The organism is Rhodococcus ruitaii (assembly GCF_055230935.1).
This window is the reverse complement of sequence record NZ_JBUYWC010000018.1, coordinates 79096-96855: the sequence shown is the minus strand read 5'-3', so window position 1 is coordinate 96855 and position 17760 is coordinate 79096. Positions and strand designations below refer to the sequence as shown.

Genomic DNA, 17760 nt, shown 5'->3' with positions numbered 1-17760 from the left:
TAGGACACACACCCCCGGCCGGTTCGTCCGGTCGGGGGCGTGGCGTCACACGAGCCGCAGCGGCAGCACACTCCGGTGGGTCCTGTCGTCGAGATCGACCTCGGACAGGTGCACCTCCACACCGAAGGTCTCGCGCAGGTTGTCAGTGGTGATCATCTCTTCGACGGGCCCGAATCGTGCTGTCCGATCCTGGCCGAGGATCATCGCGTGATCGGCGACCCGTAGCGCGTGTGAGGGATAGTGGGTGTTCATGACCACCAGCAGGTTGCGTCGGGCGACAAGTTGTTCGAGCAAATTCAACACGATGAGCTGATTGCGGAAATCAAGCCCGGTTTCCGGTTCGTCGAGCACGAGGATCCGCGGATTCGCGGCGAGGGCTCGCGCGATCAGGACCATCTGGAACTGTCCGCCGCTCATCTGACCACATGGTACCCGTGCCAGGTGCGTGATGCCGATCTCGGCCATCACCGCCTCTGCAGCGGCCTCATCTTCGGCACGAGGCTGCGCGAGAGTGTGTAAATGTGCTGCGCGGCCGATGATCACCATGTCCAGCCCGCTCAGTGACAGGGCGCCGGCGTTTCTTGCCTGGGGAACGTAGGCGACCGTTTTCCAGAGATCTGCATTGCGTATCCGTGTGATTTCCACGTCGTCGATCAAGGTGCGTCCGGAGGTCCAGGACAGCAGCCCGAGCATGCAGCGCAGCAAGGTGGTTTTTCCCGCGCCGTTGGGTCCCAGAACGGCCAGTAGATGGCCGGGGCCGAGTTCGAGATCGATTCCGGTGAGGATGGGATTCGACCTCCGATATCCGAAGCAGCCCTTTTCGATTCGCAGCATCACCAGCCGCCTCCCGTCCGGCGCAGAAGGTAGATGAAGAACGGCGCTCCGAGCACGGAGGTGACCACCGAGATCGGAATCTCCGAGGCCGCGACCGACCGTGCCACGGTGTCGATCGCGACGAGGAATATCGCACCCAGCATGGCACCTACCGGTACGATGAATCGGTTGTTGTTACCGCAGATCATGCGCGCGCAGTGCGGGATCAACAGGCCGATCCAGCCCACCTGGCCGCACATCGACACCACCGAGGCGGTGATCAGCGTGGCCGCCCCGATGATCACCGCTCTGATGCGGCGTACGTTCATGCCGGCTGCCCGGCTTTCGTCGTCACCCAGCGAGAGGATGTTCAGCCGCCACCGAAGCAGGTAGATGATCGCGATGCCGCCGAGGATGAACGGGGCACCGATGAGCAGACTGCCGAAGCTGGCCCCGGCGAGGCTGCCCATGAGCCAGTACGTGATCTGCGGAAGCTTGTCGTTGGGGTCGGCGGTGTACTTCAGAATCGAGATCGCCGCATTCGCCAGCGCACCGACCATCACGCCCGCCAGGATGAGCATCACGATGCCGGTGCCCTGTTTGGTCTTGGAGATCATCGTGGTGAGTACGACTGTGACGACACCGGCAACGAGCGCCAGCAGTTGCATGCCGATCAAGGACATGTTCAGAAGTAATGCGACCACGGCACCGACCGAGGCGCCAGAGGTGACTCCGAGGGTGTCGGGGGTGGCCAAGGGGTTTCCGAACAGGCTCTGAAAAGCAGCGCCGGCACAGGCCAGGCCTGCGCCGGCCAGTGCAGCCAGCAGGATGCGGGGCATGCGCAGGCCGAAGACGACGGAATCGACCGGTTCGCCGAAAGTGCTGCCGTTCATCGCTGCAGACAGTGATCCGACGACCTCTCCGATCGTCAGCGGATAGCGGCCGAGCATCAGGCTGACGAGTACACACCCGGCGAGTCCGGCAACGAGCACCAGCGCCACGGAGCGGCGCAGGTGCCCGTCGCGGACGGCAACGAGCGTCATCCGGACGTGGATCCGAGCAGAATCGACTCGGCTTGTTCCGCTGTCAGCTCGAAGCTGTAGACGCGCTCGTAGTATTCCTGTGTCATACCGGTGAGGTCGGCGTCGGCGAATTGCTCGGGGTAGATCACCGACCCGATCCAGTTGGCGACCAGCGGAGCATCCGGGTTCGGCGTGAACCAGCTCCACATGCCCAGCTCGTTCGAGTATGCCTCGTTCTCCTGGACTGCGCGCAGCGAGGCCAGGTTCAATCCGTCCGCGGTATCACCGAGGAGCTGGTCGACTGTCAGCCCGGCTTGACCGGACCCGCCGATCAGCACGACATCTGGATCCCACGCGAGTACCTGCTCGGCGTTGACCGGCGCGAGTGGTTGCTCGGCACCGACTGCCGCATTGTCGGCGTTCGCCGTCTGCAGCCAGTAATAGCCGAAGAACGGGGTTTCTCCGGCCACTCGTAGCGTTCCCGCGGAGTAGTTGAAGATGATCATCGCGTTCTTGCGGGTATCGTCGGTCACCCGGCCGGTGCGTTCCTTGGCCTCGGCGATCAATTCTTGCCCGTACTCGACGATCTCATCCGTTTTCCCGGGCTCCTGGAACACCTGCTCCAGGAGGTCCAGCCAGTCGGCGTAGACCGTTGCAGGATCCCCGTTCGTCGCGAACCCGACGGCCGGAATCCCGGCGGCTTCGAAGAGCGCGCCGTGCTCGGAGTTGTTGGCGTTGTAGAACACGACATCGGGGTTCAGGGTGAGGAGCGTTTCGACATTCAACTCACCGTCGGAGTAGTAGCTCGAATCGACGTCGAGGATCTCAGGGGCCATGTCCGCAACCACGGTGTCCTGCAACGAATCGACAACGGCCTGGGACATACCCACCAGGTATGGGGCTTCGCCACCGTGGTAGGCGAGATAGGTCGACGCGATGGGGATTTCGTCGACCGCTACTCGCTCGATATCGGCCGGAATCTCCACCTCTTCGCCGGTGTGGTCGACGATGGTGATCGTCCCGGCATCGGAATTCGCGGTGTCGGTAGAAGTGTCGCCCGATGATCCGGTCGCACATCCGGACAGGGCGAGGGCCGCGATGATCGTGGGGACGGTGAGTCGCCACGATGTCTTTGCTTCGCGCGTTCTATTCATTTCTGTCATCCGAGGAGGAAGGTCACGATGACTCGGGCGGTCTCCACGGAGTGCACGGCGTGCGGGACCCCGGCCTCCAGGTGCAGGATTGCTCCCTGCTCCATGCGGTACGTGGTCTCACCCACGACGAAGTCGACCGAGCCCTGTGCGATCTGCACGATGATGGGAGACGCCGCGGAGTGTTCGGGCAGTTCGACTCCTGCGTCCAGTGCCACATGCGTGATCCTGAATCCTTGTCCGGAGTGTGCGCGATGCGGCGAGTAGGTTCCGGGCTTGACGGGATTCTGCCGCTCGAGGTCGGCGAGGCTTCCGGCAATGAGCACGGAGGACGTTGTAGTGGACTCGGCAGATGACATGCTGGTGGAACCCTTCGTGGTGGCCGGGGCAGGCTGCGACGTTCTCAGAGCCTGCTCGCCGAGACTTCGATTAGTAATGTTAGCCTTCACTTACTCAACCCCTAGTGTGGCAGCTCCGCGAAGCGCTGTCGGTTGCCACGGCAACATTCGGTGGAAGGAGCGAAAATGACTCTTGCGGGTTCGCAGTGCGAGGAACTTCATGCTGACATCGTGCAAGCCGCAACCATCTTCGCCGGTTTCACTTACGACGAGATCCTCCGAGTCACCGCGTGCCTCGGTGCCAGGAGCATGAGCTTCGGTCGAGGTGAAGTGCTGGTGCGTGAGGGCGAGAGGGCTCACGCAGTCGGCCTGGTGATGGAGGGGACGGTGCTCTCGAGCCAGACCGATGTCGATGGTTCACGGCACCTGATGGAGATCGTCGAAGCAGGCGACGTCTACGGTGAGGACCTGCTGAGAGGCTCGGATCAGCGAACACACCGGACGATCACGTCGGCGTCGCCAGGCCGGGTGCTGCTCGTCGGCATGGACCGCATCGTCAATCCGAACGGGCCCCTGTGCGAACTGCGCTCACGTGTTGTGGAGAACCTGTTCAGGGTGATGACGAGCAAACATCGCCAGCTCGAGTCGTACTCGAGGATGGTATCGCAGCGATCGTTGCGGTCGAGAGTCGCTCACTTCCTCGCCGAACAGGTCGAGCGCAACGGCTCGTCGACGTTCATTGTCTCGTTGAACAGATCGCAACTCGCTGACCACCTCAATGCCGATCGTACCGCGCTGTCCCGCGAGCTTTCCCGGATGAGATCGGAGGGATTGATCGACTATCACCGCAGCAGCTTTCGGGTCCTCGACTCGCACCCGGCGGGTCGACGCCGTTGATGTCGGAGTGCGCCGAGAACCTGAGCGGCGATGCCGTTCTACGCCACCCACCAGGGGCGCAGCGGAACCTGGGATGCTTGATCCTCGCCGAGTTTCACGCCGAGGATCTGGTGGAGTTGGACACCGTTGCTCTCGAAGCCCACCCGCGACCCCGCCATGTACAGACCCCACAGGCGTGCGGTGGCCTCGTCGACTTCGGAAAGTGCTGAATCCCAGTTCTTCTCGAGGTTCTCGCACCACGCCTGCAAAGTCAGGGCGTAGTGCTGGCGGAGGTTCTCCTCGTGCATCACCTCGAATCCGACGTTCTGAGCCTCCGAAATGAGTCGACCCGATCCGGTGAGCTCCCCGTCGGGGAAGACGTAGCGGTCGATGAATCCGCCGGCCTTGAGCCGCCCGCGGTTGTGCGGGCGAGTGATGCTGTGGTTGAGGAGCAGACCGCCGACACGGAGCCGTTCGTGCAGGAACCGGAAGTACGACGGGTAGTTCGCGGCACCGATGTGCTCGGTCAGGCCGATCGACGAGATCGCGTCGAACCCGGTCTCCGGCACGTCACGGTAGTCGGAGTGCCGCACCTCTGCGAGGTCGCCGAGACCTTCTTCGGCAATGGCGCGTTGCGCCCACTCGGCCTGCTCCTTCGACAGGGTCGCGCCGATGGCTTTCACGCCCCGGCGCGCGGCGTAGCGCACCATACCGCCCCAACCACAGCCGATGTCGAGCAGGCGATCCCCGGGCTTCAGCCGAAGCTTCTCGAAGACAAGGCGGTACTTGTTCTCCTGGGCGTCCTCGAGACTCTGGTTCTCCGACTCGAACACCGCGCAGGTGTACGTCATGGATGGGCCGAGGACGTACTCGTAGAACGTGTTCGACACGTCGTAATGGTGATGGATCGCCTCGGCGTCGCGTGTCTTCGAATGGCGAAGCCCCTCGGCGACGCGGCGCCAGCGGGGAAGATGCTCCTGCGGCGGCGGCGCGATCGGCTTGATCAGGTCGGGACCCAGCGACCGCACGATCTGCGCGAGAGTGCGCGCCGGTGGACGTTCGAAGTGCACACCGCCGAGCGCCTTGAGCAGAGGGTACGGATCGGCGGGGTGTACGCCCTCGGCCTCGAGTGTGCCCGAGACGTACGCGCGCGCCATGCCGAGGTCGCCCGGGGCGGTGACGATGTACGTCGCGCCTTCCGGGGCGGTCAGGTTGAGTCCGAATGGGGCGTCTTCGGGGCCGGTTGAGGAACCGTCGTATGCGCTGAACCGCAGCGGCATCTCACCGCCCGTTGCGATCTCGACGATCTGGGCCAGATTGAGCTTGTCCGTGTGGTGCCCGGAGGGCTCCGCTTTGAATGTGGTCAATGTCGTTGCACCGCCTTTGCGAACAGGTCTGTCAAGCGAGACCCCGGATCGTATCTATCCTTGAGCTCGGGGTATTCCCCCTCGCCGTAGTAGAGCTTCTCGAATTCGTCACGGCTGTAGAAAGAATCGGAGTACAGCGACTTGTGGCCGTCGAGTTCCGCCACCCTACGCTCGATACGGCGATTCGCGGCGCCTTCGATGTCGCCGCCGACCGCAGGCACCGACGACCAGAAGCCGATGTTGACGTAGGTGCGTTTCGGTTCGAGCGGATACAGCGGCCATGGGCGACGAGGGTCCTGCGACCCGGAACTATTGCGTAGTCGCAAGGGGCACAGCCAGATCGGTTCGATGGGAATTTCGTCGAGGAACCAGCTCAGGAACTCGTCGGTCCGTTCGATGGGGACCTCGATGTCTTGGACGACACGTTCGCGCGGCGGGTTGCCCTTGCGGGCTTCGATGCGATCTGCGATCGAGTACTTGTGATCGAGCGCGATGAGCTTCCAGTAGATGCTGCTGCGCAGCAGTTTCTTCGGCCACAGCTTCCGGATACGGGGATTTTGGGCCCCGAATGCGCGGGAGCACCAGAACCAGTCGGTATCCCACCGCCACAGGTAGTCGCGGATGGTGAGGCGGTCGGCCTTGGGGTGGTTGACGGATTCGTGCCGGATCGACTGATAGAAGATGTTCATGTGGGTGTAGTCGGATACCGGGCCGGCTTCGGCGGTCTGCATGCCGAGGGTGAGATAGCTTTCGTCGGCCGAGAACACCACACCGTCGACGTAGTCCACGGCGACTCCGGCGTACACGCGGTCGGTGGTGATCCGGTCGAGTGTCGATTGGAGGTCGGCCAGCGACGTGAAACGCAGGTGGCGCAATGCGACGAACGGCTTCACCGGTTCGAGTTCGATCCGCAGCCTCGTCGCATACCCCAGTGACCCGTACGAGTTCGGGAAACCGTGGAAGAGATCGGCGTATTCGCCGTCCGGTGTAGCGGTGATGATCTCGCCTTCGCCGGTGAGAATATCCATCTCGAGGACAGACTCGTGTGGTAGTCCGTTGCGGAACGAGGTGGATTCGATGCCGAGTCCGGTGACCGCTCCGCCGAGGGTGATCGTCTTGAGCTGCGGAACGACGAGCGGCGCGAATCCGTAGGGGAGTGTCGCGTCGACGAGGTCTTCGTAGGTACACATGCCGGCGACGTCGGCTGTGCGTGCCTGCGGGTCGACAGAGATGACGCCGCCGAGCCCCGACACGTCGAGGCCCGGTGAATCGACCTTGGCCCGTGCGCGGAACAGGTTCGACGTCTTCTTTGCGAGCCGCACCAGCGCATCGGCGGGGATGGCGCGATACGAGCGCAGTAGGCGTTGCACACCTTCGCGGTGGATCGAGTCTCCGTACGGTTCGACACCTCGTGACGTATTCAGCATTCGACTCCCCTGCAGCAGAGCACCAGTGGTGAAGTCCACCATAGACCGGCCGAACGTCTGCGTCTCGGTACCGGCAGGCAGGATGGAGAGTCGGCGAGCCCCTCGGCTCGAATCGAACGTATCAACTGTTGAAGAGGAGCCCATCGTGGCACAGGTCAGTGCAAGCAGCTCGATCCAGCTGGCAGCGGCACCCGAGAAGGTGCTCGCGGCACTCGCGGACTACGAGACCGTGCGCCCGCGCATCCTCTCCGACCACTACCGGGACTACCGGGTGATCTCCGGAGGGCAGGGCGACGGCACAGTCGTGCATTGGCTGCTCCAGGCCACCGAGAAGCGGGTGCGCGACGTACAGGCGAAGGTGACGACTTCCGGCAGCACGATCACCGAGACCGACGCGAACTCGTCGCTCGTCACCACGTGGAGTGTGGTGCCCAACGGCACCGGATCGACGGTCGTCACCCTCACACAGTGGAACGGTGCGGGCGGCATCGGCGGGTTCTTCGAGAAGACGTTCGCGCCGATCGGCCTGCGCAAGATCCAGCAGCAGGTTCTGGAGAATCTGAAGAGCACCGTCGACTGATGTTTTGCGGGTGTGCCGGGCGGACCGGAATGGGACTAACCTGGCAGACGAAACGCCAGGTAGAAGAACCCGGTAGACAGAAGTCCCAGTACACAACAACCGTCAGCAGACGGAAACCAGTAGTCGGAGAACAGGAAGGACGTGTCCGTGCAACCCGGTGGTATGCCCGACATGCAGCAACTCCTCGCCCAAGCTCAGCAGATGCAGCAGCAACTCATGGCCGCGCAGAACGAGATGGCGCAGTCCGAGGTCACCGGTCAGGCCGGTGGCGGCCTCGTGACCGCAACCGTGAAGGGCACCGGAGAGGTCGTCGCTGTGCAGATCGACCCGAAGGTCGTCGACCCGGACGACGTCGAGACCCTGCAGGATCTCATCGTGGCCGCGGTGGGTGATGCGTCCGCGAAAGCTCAGGACATCGCTTCCGAGAAGCTCGGTCCGCTCGCGGGCGGACTCGGTGGCGGCCTCCCCGGCCTGCCCGGCTTCTAGAGGTTCGCGTGTACGAAGGACCGGTTCAGGATCTCATCGACGAACTCGGAAAGCTGCCGGGTGTCGGTCCGAAAAGCGCTCAGCGGATCGCATTTCATCTGTTGTCCGTCGAGCCCCCCGAGATCGACCGGCTGCAGGCCGCGTTGCAGAAGGTCCGCGACGGAGTCCAGTTCTGCGAGGTGTGCGGCACGGTATCGGATCGGGAACGTTGCCGCATCTGCGCCGATTCGCGCCGCGACCGCACGCAGATCTGTGTGGTCGAGGAACCCAAGGACGTGCAGGCGATCGAGCGGACCCGTGAGTTCCGGGGGCTGTACCACGTGCTCGGTGGTGCGCTCGACCCGCTGAGCGGTGTGGGTCCCGACCAGTTGCACATCCGTGAACTGCTGACCCGGATCGGCAATCAGGAGGACGGTGTCGATGTCGCCGAGGTGATCATCGCGACCGACCCGAACACGGAGGGTGAGGCAACGGCGACGTATCTGGTTCGGATGTTGCGCGACTTCCCGGGGTTGTCGGTCACCCGATTGGCGTCGGGTCTGCCGATGGGCGGCGACCTCGAGTTCGCCGACGAACTGACGCTCGGTCGCGCGCTGTCCGGAAGGAGGGCGATGTGACCGAGTACGACGCTCGCACGGTCACGAGTGCCCCGGACAGGAAGCGACGAACGTCGGAGGAGACACGTCGGTTGATTCTCGACGCGGCCGGACTCGCTTTCGCGACGCGCCCGTATCGCGAGATCACCCTCAAGGACATTGCCGAGGATGCCGGGGTCAGCGCGCCGCTGATCATCAAGTACTTCGGGTCCAAGGAGCAGTTGTACGACGCACTGGTCGACTTCAAGGCTGCCGCCCAATTGCTGTACGACGGACCGTTCGACGACCTGGGGAAGCGGATGGTCGAGATCTTCGCGCGGCAGTCCGCGAGCCACAAGCCGTTGTCGATGGCTCTGCTGTTCATGAGTGGATCCAGCGAGGAGAGCAACCGCAAGCTGCGTGAGAACTACTCGTCGCAGATGATCGACGCGTTGGTGCTGCTGATGAAGGGCCCCGACGCCCGGATGCGTGCGGAACTCGTGTTCTCGATGCTCCTGGGCGTCGCGTTCATGCGTCGCCGGATGATGCAGGAGAAGGCCGCGGGGTCGGTGGACGAGGTGGTGGCGAGGTATGCGCCGCTCGTCCAGTCGCTGCTCGACGGATGAACAGAATTTGAGACTATGCCCACTTCGGTTGTGGGGTAAATGGCTGTTCACCTAAGGTGGTGAACAGCCATTTACTGCATCCGGAGGGAGTCGCGTGACAGTCTCGTTGCCGCTCCGGCTCCACGTTCCAGGCCTGAATCGCGGCGCGACCCTGCGGCGACGTTCCGTGCACCGTTCCGGCCGCCCGGACCTGTCGAAGTTCGTCTTCCCCGTTCTCGCGGTGGGCGCGATCTTCCAGGCCGTCATGCAGACCGTCATCGTGCCGTTGCTGCCGAGCCTTCCCGGTTTCACGGGCGCGAGCCCCACCGCCGTATCGTGGCTGGTCACGAGCACGCTGCTTGTCGGCGCTGTGATGACGCCCATTTTCGGGCGCCTCGCCGACATGATCGGCAAGAAGCAGATGCTCCTCATCGCCTTCGGGATGATGACCATCGGGTCGCTGATCTGCGCACTCACGTCGAACATCGGATTGCTGATCTTCGCTCGGGGGCTCCAAGGTGCAGGCGCTGCCGTCCTCCCGATCGGCATGGCGATCCTGCGCGAGGTCATGCCGCGCGACCGAGTCGATCGCTCCATTGCCGTCCTCAGCTCCACGCTCGGTATCGGTACGGCCGTGGGTATCCCGTTCGCCGCCGCGATCGTCCAGTTCGCGGATTGGCACCTGCTGTTCTGGGTGACCACGGCGATCGGCGCGGGGGTCGCCGTCGCGGCGTCGTTCGTCATCGCCCCGTCGACGACCCGCACCGGTGGTCGGTTCGACGTCGGCGGAGCCGCCGGTCTCTCCGGCGCACTGATCTGCCTACTGGTGCCGATCACGCAGGGCAGCGCGTGGGGGTGGACGAGCGTCGCGGTCCTGACCATGTTCGCCTGCTCGATTCTGCTGTTCGCGGTCTGGAGTTTCCAGCAGCTACGGAACCGGAATCCGCTCGTGGACCTGAGGGTGTCCGTGCGGCGTTCGGTCCTGACCCCGCACCTGTCCGCGCTGCTCGTCGGCTTCGCCTTCTACGGAAACACTCTCATCACGACGCAGCTGCTCCAGGCATCGCCAGAGCACGGGGCAGGCTACGGCCTGACCATCCTGCAAGCGGCGATATGTCAGCTACCAGCCAGCTTCGCGATGATGATCTTCGCCCTTGTGGCCTCACGGGTCTCCGACCGGTTCGGCCCGAAGATCGCGATCATGATCGGCGCGACGTTCCTGATCGTGGGTTACTCCGTGCACGCGGTTCCGGACAAGCCGCTGTGGACGGTCGTAGCGGCCATCTTCATCGCCGCGATCGGAACGACCTTCGTGTACTGCACACTGCCGATCCTGCTGCTCAGCGCCGTCCCACTGTCGCAGAACGCGTCCGCCAACGGTGTCAATGTCCTGCTCCGGACTGTCGGCAGCACCGTGTGTAGCGCGGTGGTCGCGACGGTGCTCGCTGCGCACATGGTTGCGGGCGGCATCGACCCCCGCGGGTTCGTCATCGTGTATCTGGCGTGCGGCGCCTGCGCCATCGTCGTGTTCGCGTCGGCGTTCGCGTTGCCGTCTCTCGGGTCGAGGATGCCCAAGCGCGCGACGGTATGAGCCTGCGCGCGGGCACGTCCAGTTCAGTGTGCGGCGGCGATCGCTATCAGACGCCGAGATCCCGCGGACGATAGCCCAGTGGGTAACCGGGATACGTGCGGTTGGTGGCATTGCCTCCCGACACCGATATCCTGCGCTTGGGGAATCTGCGGACAAGAGCGGAGCGCATCCGCAGTGCGCTCTCCGACACTGCCCGCATGCGCGGTGACCCTTTGGGGAATCCGAACGCCCTGGCCATCCGGTCGTCGATCAGGGAGTACACGACCTTCTCGACACCGGGACCGAGTGCCTTCGGGTACCACGACTTGAAGAGATCGAGCGTGTAGGTCCCGATGGCGTGGTTGTCGTCGCTGTAGTCGAACATCTTCCGCTCGTATTCGAGCTTGAACCGATGGAACTCCTGGAACGACTCCGGGATGTCCTTGATGCCCATCCGTATTCCGACCTGCCGGTAGAAGTAGAACGACGCGAGCCGCTCCTTCGGATGCAGGCGACGCCAGCCGTAGTTGTCGATCCAGTCCAACGGGTCGTACACGAATGTCGACAGCACGTACAACATGTCGTCGTTGTCGATCGAGTACTTACCGTGCATACGGTTGATGTTGCGCAGCGATTCACGCCCGCGTTCGGCGTCGTACCCGTGCTCGATGAGTTCGGCCATCAACAGGGCGGTGTCGTCGTATCGCTTCTGCGGCCGACGCTCGAACTCGCCGGTGCGGGCGAGCAACTCGGAGATGGTCGGCACACAGTACGTGCGGAACAGCGCGAACTCGAGCGACCGCTGGTAGTCCCACGGGAACTCGTATCCCGCGGTGATCCGCAGGATGTCCTGGTGATGGGTGAGGGGGTCGAGGTCCTCGACTACTTTCAGCCAGCCGTATCGCCCGGCTTTCGGATGCGGGTCGCGATTCGGTCCGGGAAACGTCCCTGCCTTCTCGATCGGCCCTGCCTTCTCGATCGGCCCTGCCTTCTCGCTCCGCGCTTCGGGCGGCGTGGCGACGGCCGGCTTACGCGACCGCTTCGCCCGCGGTCCTGTGGTGGTCATCTGTCTACCTCCCGTGCATGAACTTCAGCATCTTTGCGGACAGGTTCAGGTCGCGCTCGGGTCGTTCGAGGCTCATCAGCTTCAGCGGCGAGCTGAACCTCTCGACCGTGACCGACTTGGGTCGGCTGAACTCCCGGAGTCCGTCGGCGCCGTGGATGCGACCGAATCCGGATTCGCCGATACCGCCGAACGGCAGCGACGGGATTCCTGCGAAGCCGAGCACCGAATTCACCGAGACCATGCCGTTGCGGAGGCGTTCGGCCAGTTCACGACCTTTGGACTTGCTACCGATGAAGATCGATGCGCCGAGGCCGTACGCCGTGCCGTTGGCCCGGTCGACCGCCTCGTCGAGGTCGCGCACCCGGTTGACGACGACGGTGGGACCGAAGGTCTCCTCGCACACCGCGCGCGACGTCTCGGGCACGTCCGTGAGGATCACGGGCTCGATGATGCGTTCGCCCACAGACTCGGTGCCGCCGACCACCGCGGTGCCCCCGCTGGAGAGTGCATCCTCGATGTGGCTGCGCACGATATCGACTTGGCGGGGCAGCGTCATCGGGCCGTATGTCGACTCGTCGCTTCCGCCTGGCGTGGCCCGCTTCACGATGGCCGTCAGTTTGTCGAGGAACTCCCGGTAAACGGACTCGACGACGTAGATGCGCTCGACGCCCGCGCAGGTCTGCCCGGCATTGCCGAACGCGCCGAACGCTGCGAAGTCCACCGCTTTGTCGATGTCGGCATCGGCCGCGACGATCATCGCGTCCTTGCCGCCGCACTCGGCGACGAGCGGGGTGAGCGACTCGGCACACACGGCCATCACCTTGCGGGCAGTCGGGCCGGAACCGGTGAACGCGATCTTGTCGACACCCGCGCGAGTAAGCGCAGACCCGGTTTCGCCGAGGCCGGTCACGACCTGGAGCACGGGCTGGGTCGGTGCGATGGAGTTCCACTTCTCCTCGAGCCACTTGCCGACACCCGGCGTCAACTCGCTCGGCTTGAAGACGATGGCGTTGCCGGCGGCGAGGGCGTAGGAAATCGAACCCATCGGGGTGTATACGGGGTAGTTCCATGGGCCGATGACACCGACGACACCGAGTGCCGTGTACCCGAGCGTTGCGGCCTGGTTGAAACTCGCGATTCCCGAGGGCACCTTCCGAGCTCTGAGTACCTTCTTCGCGTTCTTCGCTGCCCAATCCAGGTGTTCGATCGCAAGCATGACCTCGAGGAATGCGTCACCGTACGGCTTGCCGGTCTCGCGTGAGACCAGCGTCGCAAGGGCGACCGCATCCTGGGCGACAGCCTTCTTGAATTCGAGGAGCCATTCGCGACGCCCGCGGTACCCCTGTGCATCCCACCAGCGTGTGGCGATACGAGCACGGTCGACTGCCTCGTCTACCGCTGCCTGATCGGCGATGGGATACTCGGCGATCACGTCGCCTGAGCGTGGGTCGAGGCTGGCGAAGGTGGTGGCGGACGACTCGCCCCCGGTCTTCGAGGTGGTGGTGTCCGAGCCCGTCGTACTGCTCTTCTGTGTCATTTTTTGACGCTTTCTGACGGATCGCCTCACATATATTTGATGTGATTGGCTGTAGTGGAGCTCACACTATGCGCCTCGCACCGAACGGACAAGCCCGATCCACTCGCCCTCTGGGCCGTCAGGAGAAGCACATGGCCCTTCCGGCACGCGCAACCGATGCCGTTGCTGCCGAACGCAACGCATCGCGATCTGTGTCGTCACGCATGCGGCGGCGCCCCCAATTGTCCGACGAGGTGGCCGCTCACCTGCGCAGCTCAATCATGTCGGGGGCCTTCCGGCCAGGCGACTTCATCCGATTGGACGACACTGCAGCCGAACTTGGAGTCAGCGTGACCCCGGTGCGGGAGGCGTTGCTCACGCTCCGCGGTGAGGGCATGGTCGAGTCCGCGCCGAACCGTGGGTATCGTGTGTCGCCGTTGACCAACTCCGATATCGACGACATCTTCTGGCTGCAAGGGAAACTCGCGGTGGAGCTCGCCTTGCGGGCGACCGACCACGCCGATGCCGGCAACCTCGAGGTTCTGGCGGGGCTCAACGAGCGTCTGCGTGTTCGCGTGACGGCGTCGAATGGTTCGCCGGTTTCGGGTGGAGCGCCGGACGTCGAACGTATTGCTAACGCCGAGTGGTGCTTTCACCGCGAGGTGAACCGCATAGCGAACAGCCCGAAGCTCGCGTGGTTCCTCGATACCGCCGCGCGCACCCTGCCGTATCGGCTTTTCGCACGGGATCGGCAGTGGGGAGTCGTTGCCGTGCGGTCGCACGAGCGGCTCATCGCCGCGATGCGTGCGGGTGATCGGGGTGAGGTCACCACGCAGACTCTCGTGCAGTTCGAGGATGCTGCAGTCCGGTTGCTGGCGCACCGGACACGGGTCGCCGAGGCCGACGGCGGAAATTAGGGAGCAAGCCCTCTTGCTTATCTGAACACGGTCGTGCACACTTTGGATGACAGTGCAGCATCCGTCCTTCGCCGAGGAGGCGACCCATGGCATCATCAGTGGAAGCGAACGGGCCCAGTGTGGTGGCAGGGGGCGACGACACCGATGGCCGCGCCGATTTCGCTCCGATCGAGCGGGGTTCGGTCGACATTGCGGACTTCGTCGGTGAATCGATGCTTCTCCTGGGGGCTGGATCGACCGTGCTGCTGCAACTCGCTGACCGAGGCACCGGGCACGGTGTGGCCGACCACAGCACTACTCTCCATCGTCCACTCGACCGGCTGCGCACCACGATGACCTATGTCTACGCGGTTACTCTCGGCAGTCCCGAGGAGCGCAAGCAGATCGTCCGGATGGTCAACCAGGCCCACGTTCCGGTGCGGTCCGAGACCTACAACGCGTTCGACCCTGAGCTTCAATTGTGGGTTGCGTCAACGCTCTACCGCAACGGCGTCGAAATGTATGAGCGCATGTTCCACAAGCTCTCCGACGCCGACCTCGAGTGGATCTACCGACAGTCCGCGGTCTACGGCACGGCGCTTCAGGTCAAGGAAGACATGTGGCCGGCCACCCGCGCGGAGTTCGACGCATACTGGGACAACATGATCGCGACGATGGAAGTCGACGAGAAGGTGCGTTCCTTCGCCCGCGGTCTGCTCCAGGGCGGAGACTCGCCCCTGCCTGTGAAGCTACTCATGCCGCTGCAGCGTTTCATGACTACCGGCCTTCTGCCGCAACGCATGCGCGACGAGTTCTCCCTGCCGTGGAGCCCCCGCGACCAGCGCCGGTTCGATCTGTTCTGGAAGGTCTTTCCCCCGGTGTACCGAAAGGTGCCGCGGCCGATCCGGCAGCTGTCGGCCACATATTACCTGCGCGATATGCGGCGCCGATTCGCCTCGGGCCGCCGCATCGTCTGACACCGCAACGGCGGATGCCGCCCCCGGCCGAGTCGCTCGGCGGAGGGCGGCATTCACATGTGATCGGTGAATCAGAGTGCGACGTCGCGTTCGAGGCCGAACCAATAGTGCTCGCCGTTGTCGAAGACGAGACCGCCCTTGCCGTTCATCACGCCGATCACGGTATCGTCGTCGACCTTCTTGAAGTGGTCGAACACCGGCATCCCGTCGTACACCATCGTTGCGGTCACCTCGCCCCGGAACACCACGTCCCACAGGCTCGCTTCGCCACGACCGGTCTTCTTGTCGGAGAACAACTCCCCGTCCTCGTCCCGGCACACGAGAGGCTGGACCTCGGAGACCGACGCGAACGACTTCCCGTACCAGCGGGCGCCGCCGAGCATCTCGTGGGTGCGATGGCCGGTGTCGAAACTGAATCCCTTCCAGCGATATCCGATCAGGTCGTCGATTCGTGCGGGCTCGAGTCGTTCCCAGAGGGCATCGAGCTCGCGAGGATCGATCCGGTCGGTACGGCTACGCAGTGCTGCAAGCTCCTGGCCAACGTCCATGTCGGTTCCTGTCAGTCGAAGGTGAGTACGGCCTTGACGACCTCACCTGCGGCTACCGCGGTGAAGGCGTCGTCGAGCTTATCGAAAGGGAATGTGCTGGTGATCTTCTCGACCGGGAAACGACCGTCGCGCCAGAATGCGGCGAGTTCGGGGAGGAAGATGTGCGGGTCGGCGTCGCCCTCGATGACCCCGGTCAGGGTGCGACCACTGAGCAGATGTGTCTGATCGATCGTGATGGGGTTCCGTCCGCCGCGTAAACCGAGGGTCGCGCACACTCCGGGGCTCGTGAGTGACGACATCGCCTGGCGGATCACTGCTTCGGCCCCCACCGATTCCACCGCGCCGAGACCGAATACGGGCCGATGACCACCGAATCACCCACGCGCAGGCCCACGACGCTCGACCCGACCTCCGCGACAACCCCGGACCCCTCATGGCCCAGTACGGCAGGAAGCGGAATCGGAACTCCGCCGGCCGCTGCGGTGAGATCGGTGTGGCAGATCCCGACCCCGCGGATCCTCACAAGGATCTCGTCGGGCCGAAGCTCGGGGACGACAACGGGTTCGATCCGCAGGGGAGCGTCGTGTTCGCGCAGTACGGCTGCGCGCGCGACGCGGGTCATGAGGACGCTTCCTCGACCGGAACGCCGCGGTTGCCCACGAGTACCGCCAGCATCAATTGCTGCACTCGACGCTGGTTGGATTCCGTTCGCCGGAAGTGCATCACCTGCCCGACGTCGAGCGAGAGGATGAGCGCAGCGTGGACGAGGAAACGGCATTCGACGGCGGAGAGATCGGCGCGCAATTCGGCGACGATGCGTGCCCACTCCTCGATGTTCAGGCGCTGGATGTTGCGGAGGTTGCTGCGATGAGGCTTCGGGAGGTTGCCGATCTCGGCGAAATAGACCGACATCAGCTCACTGTGGTCGAACGCCAACCGAACGAACACGTCCACGAGGTGCTCGAGTGCCTGGTCGGGGGTGGACGATCCGGTCAGGGCTGATTCCACGGACATCGCCACGCGATCGCCCGCGCGGTGGAAGGCTGCGGCGAGTAGATCGGCCTTGCTCGGGAAGTGCCGGTACACGCCCGAGGCGTTGATGCCCGCTGCAGCGCCGATCTCCTCGATGCTCACATCGTGATAGCCGCGCGCGTCGAACAGTAGAACCGCTTCGTGCAGTAGCACTTCACGCTTGTTGGATGTCGCGAGACCGCGTTTGGCCTGTGGTTTCCCGGAATCCGAATCGACGGGGACGAGCGGTGTCGCCAGGATCGAGTGGCACGCGCCCAACAGGAGCTGCTGGAGTCGACGGTTCGACAGTGGCGCGCGGTGCGTGGTGATCGACCCGATCGTGCTCAGTAGCGCGGTACTGAGCACGACGTCGTCGGAGTCGGTGAGATCGGGGCGCAGCTGTGCGGCGAGGTGGGCGAGGCGCCGATTGATCGCGACCATCTTGTCGCGAACCTGCAGGCCGTCGTCCTTCGACAGGTAGCGGCGTTCCCAGCGGTACAGGCCACCGGTCCGGCGGTTGGCGATGGTGGTGCGGATAGTCGCAGACAGGAGACGGTCGAGGGTGTCGCTCGGGTCGGTGTTGTCGACGGCGTCGAACTCGTCGACGGCCGCTTCGAGCGAGTCTGCCAGCTCGTTGACCGCATACAGGAACAGCGCGTACTTGTTCGGGAAATGGCGGTAGAGGGCCGGCCCGGAGATTCCGACGGTCTTCGCGATCTCGTCGATGCTCACGCCGTGGTAGCCACGCTCGCTGAATGCCTCGGCAGCGACGGCTGCGATCTGCGCCTTGCGGTTCTTGGGTCGGCGGCGCACCGCCGTGGTGTTGCCGGCCATGGTCTTCCCGGCCGTGGTCTTGCTACCGGAGTTCGCTCGTGCGCGCGCCCCGACCTGCGCGTGTTCGGCCACCCTGAACTCCTCGTCGATTGTGTCGGATCC

The 17760-nt window shown here is 64.1% G+C and carries 18 protein-coding genes and 1 pseudogene; 8 read left to right on the top strand and 11 right to left on the bottom strand.

Annotated elements, in window-relative coordinates:
• Nucleotides 1-45 precede the first annotated feature (45 nt).
• The 4 genes from ACZI8W_RS21945 to ACZI8W_RS21930 are packed head-to-tail and all read right to left on the bottom strand — an operon-like array spanning nt 46 to nt 3345.
• Complete coding sequence (locus tag ACZI8W_RS21945; protein ID WP_463370623.1) at nt 46-834, bottom strand: ABC transporter ATP-binding protein; 789 nt, start codon at nt 832-834, stop codon at nt 46-48.
• The gene (locus ACZI8W_RS21940; protein ID WP_463370622.1) at nt 834-1856 is read right to left on the bottom strand and encodes a FecCD family ABC transporter permease; all 1023 of its coding nucleotides are present in this window, start codon (nt 1854-1856) and stop codon (nt 834-836) included. The genes ACZI8W_RS21945 and ACZI8W_RS21940 overlap by 1 nt, the downstream gene beginning before the upstream one ends.
• Nucleotides 1853-2989 (bottom strand): ABC transporter substrate-binding protein, encoded by a 1137-nt coding sequence (locus ACZI8W_RS21935; RefSeq protein ID WP_463370621.1) that lies wholly within the window; start codon nt 2987-2989, stop codon nt 1853-1855. The genes ACZI8W_RS21940 and ACZI8W_RS21935 overlap by 4 nt, the downstream gene beginning before the upstream one ends.
• Before the next feature lie 5 nt (nt 2990-2994).
• Nucleotides 2995-3345, bottom strand: a complete 351-nt coding sequence (locus tag ACZI8W_RS21930; RefSeq protein ID WP_463370620.1) for a cupin domain-containing protein — start codon at nt 3343-3345, stop codon at nt 2995-2997.
• Nucleotides 3346-3510: 165 nt separating this feature from the next.
• Here ACZI8W_RS21930 and ACZI8W_RS21925 point away from each other — a divergent pair, with 165 nt between their 5' ends.
• Nucleotides 3511-4221, top strand: a complete 711-nt coding sequence (locus ACZI8W_RS21925; RefSeq protein ID WP_463370619.1) for a Crp/Fnr family transcriptional regulator — start codon at nt 3511-3513, stop codon at nt 4219-4221.
• Nucleotides 4222-4259: 38 nt separating this feature from the next.
• Here the strand turns inward: ACZI8W_RS21925 and ACZI8W_RS21920 are convergent, their stop codons facing one another.
• Together ACZI8W_RS21920 and ACZI8W_RS21915 are read right to left on the bottom strand one after the other, a co-directional pair.
• Complete coding sequence (locus tag ACZI8W_RS21920) at nt 4260-5567, bottom strand: class I SAM-dependent methyltransferase (RefSeq protein WP_463370618.1); 1308 nt, start codon at nt 5565-5567, stop codon at nt 4260-4262.
• Nucleotides 5564-6994 carry an FAD-binding oxidoreductase gene (locus ACZI8W_RS21915; RefSeq protein ID WP_463370617.1) on the bottom strand — a complete coding sequence of 477 codons (1431 nt, stop codon included), beginning with the start codon at nt 6992-6994 and terminating at the stop codon, nt 5564-5566. The genes ACZI8W_RS21920 and ACZI8W_RS21915 overlap by 4 nt, the downstream gene beginning before the upstream one ends.
• A 145-nt stretch (nt 6995-7139) precedes the next feature.
• Between ACZI8W_RS21915 and ACZI8W_RS21910 the strand changes: the two genes are divergently transcribed.
• The 5 genes from ACZI8W_RS21910 (at nt 7140) to ACZI8W_RS21890 (ending at nt 10831) form a co-directional block, all read left to right on the top strand.
• Nucleotides 7140-7574, top strand: coding sequence for an SRPBCC family protein (locus ACZI8W_RS21910; protein WP_463370616.1), 435 nt, complete (start codon nt 7140-7142; stop codon nt 7572-7574).
• 147 nt (nt 7575-7721) lie between these two features.
• The gene (locus tag ACZI8W_RS21905; protein WP_463370664.1) at nt 7722-8060 is read left to right on the top strand and encodes a YbaB/EbfC family nucleoid-associated protein; all 339 of its coding nucleotides are present in this window, start codon (nt 7722-7724) and stop codon (nt 8058-8060) included.
• 8 nt (nt 8061-8068) lie between these two features.
• Entirely contained in the window at nt 8069-8677 is a 609-nt protein-coding gene (gene recR, locus ACZI8W_RS21900) for a recombination mediator RecR (protein ID WP_463370615.1), read from the top strand.
• On the top strand, nt 8674-9261 hold the full coding sequence (locus ACZI8W_RS21895; protein WP_463370614.1) for a TetR/AcrR family transcriptional regulator: 588 nt from the start codon (nt 8674-8676) through the stop codon (nt 9259-9261). Before recR ends, ACZI8W_RS21895 begins: the two co-directional genes overlap by 4 nt.
• 94 nt (nt 9262-9355) lie before the next feature.
• Nucleotides 9356-10831 carry an MFS transporter gene (locus ACZI8W_RS21890; RefSeq protein ID WP_463370613.1) on the top strand — a complete coding sequence of 492 codons (1476 nt, stop codon included), beginning with the start codon at nt 9356-9358 and terminating at the stop codon, nt 10829-10831.
• Nucleotides 10832-10877: 46 nt separating this feature from the next.
• Here ACZI8W_RS21890 and ACZI8W_RS21885 read toward each other — a convergent pair whose 3' ends face one another.
• Both ACZI8W_RS21885 and ACZI8W_RS21880 read right to left on the bottom strand, forming a co-directional pair.
• Nucleotides 10878-11876: an oxygenase MpaB family protein gene (locus ACZI8W_RS21885; protein WP_463370612.1), complete on the bottom strand. Its 999-nt coding sequence runs from the start codon at nt 11874-11876 to the stop codon at nt 10878-10880.
• Nucleotides 11877-11880: 4 nt separating this feature from the next.
• Complete coding sequence (locus ACZI8W_RS21880; protein ID WP_463370611.1) at nt 11881-13413, bottom strand: aldehyde dehydrogenase family protein; 1533 nt, start codon at nt 13411-13413, stop codon at nt 11881-11883.
• A 131-nt stretch (nt 13414-13544) separates the two neighbouring features.
• Between ACZI8W_RS21880 and ACZI8W_RS21875 the strand changes: the two genes are divergently transcribed.
• Both ACZI8W_RS21875 and ACZI8W_RS21870 read left to right on the top strand, forming a co-directional pair.
• A complete protein-coding gene (locus ACZI8W_RS21875; RefSeq protein WP_463370610.1) occupies nt 13545-14309 on the top strand; it encodes a GntR family transcriptional regulator in 765 nt (254 codons plus the stop codon).
• Nucleotides 14310-14395: 86 nt separating this feature from the next.
• Nucleotides 14396-15265: an oxygenase MpaB family protein gene (locus ACZI8W_RS21870; RefSeq protein ID WP_463370609.1), complete on the top strand. Its 870-nt coding sequence runs from the start codon at nt 14396-14398 to the stop codon at nt 15263-15265.
• A 71-nt stretch (nt 15266-15336) separates the two neighbouring features.
• On the opposite strand, the gene ACZI8W_RS21865 is transcribed toward ACZI8W_RS21870, so the two are convergent.
• The 3 genes and pseudogenes from ACZI8W_RS21865 to ACZI8W_RS21855 form a co-directional block, all read right to left on the bottom strand.
• Nucleotides 15337-15813 (bottom strand): DUF4334 domain-containing protein, encoded by a 477-nt coding sequence (locus tag ACZI8W_RS21865; RefSeq protein WP_463370608.1) that lies wholly within the window; start codon nt 15811-15813, stop codon nt 15337-15339.
• Nucleotides 15814-15824: 11 nt separating this feature from the next.
• A pseudogene (locus tag ACZI8W_RS21860) lies at nt 15825-16435 on the bottom strand (alcohol dehydrogenase catalytic domain-containing protein).
• Nucleotides 16432-17730: a TetR/AcrR family transcriptional regulator gene (locus tag ACZI8W_RS21855; RefSeq protein WP_463370607.1), complete on the bottom strand. Its 1299-nt coding sequence runs from the start codon at nt 17728-17730 to the stop codon at nt 16432-16434. The pseudogene ACZI8W_RS21860 and the gene ACZI8W_RS21855 overlap by 4 nt, the downstream one beginning before the upstream one ends.
• Nucleotides 17731-17760: the final 30 nt, after the last annotated feature.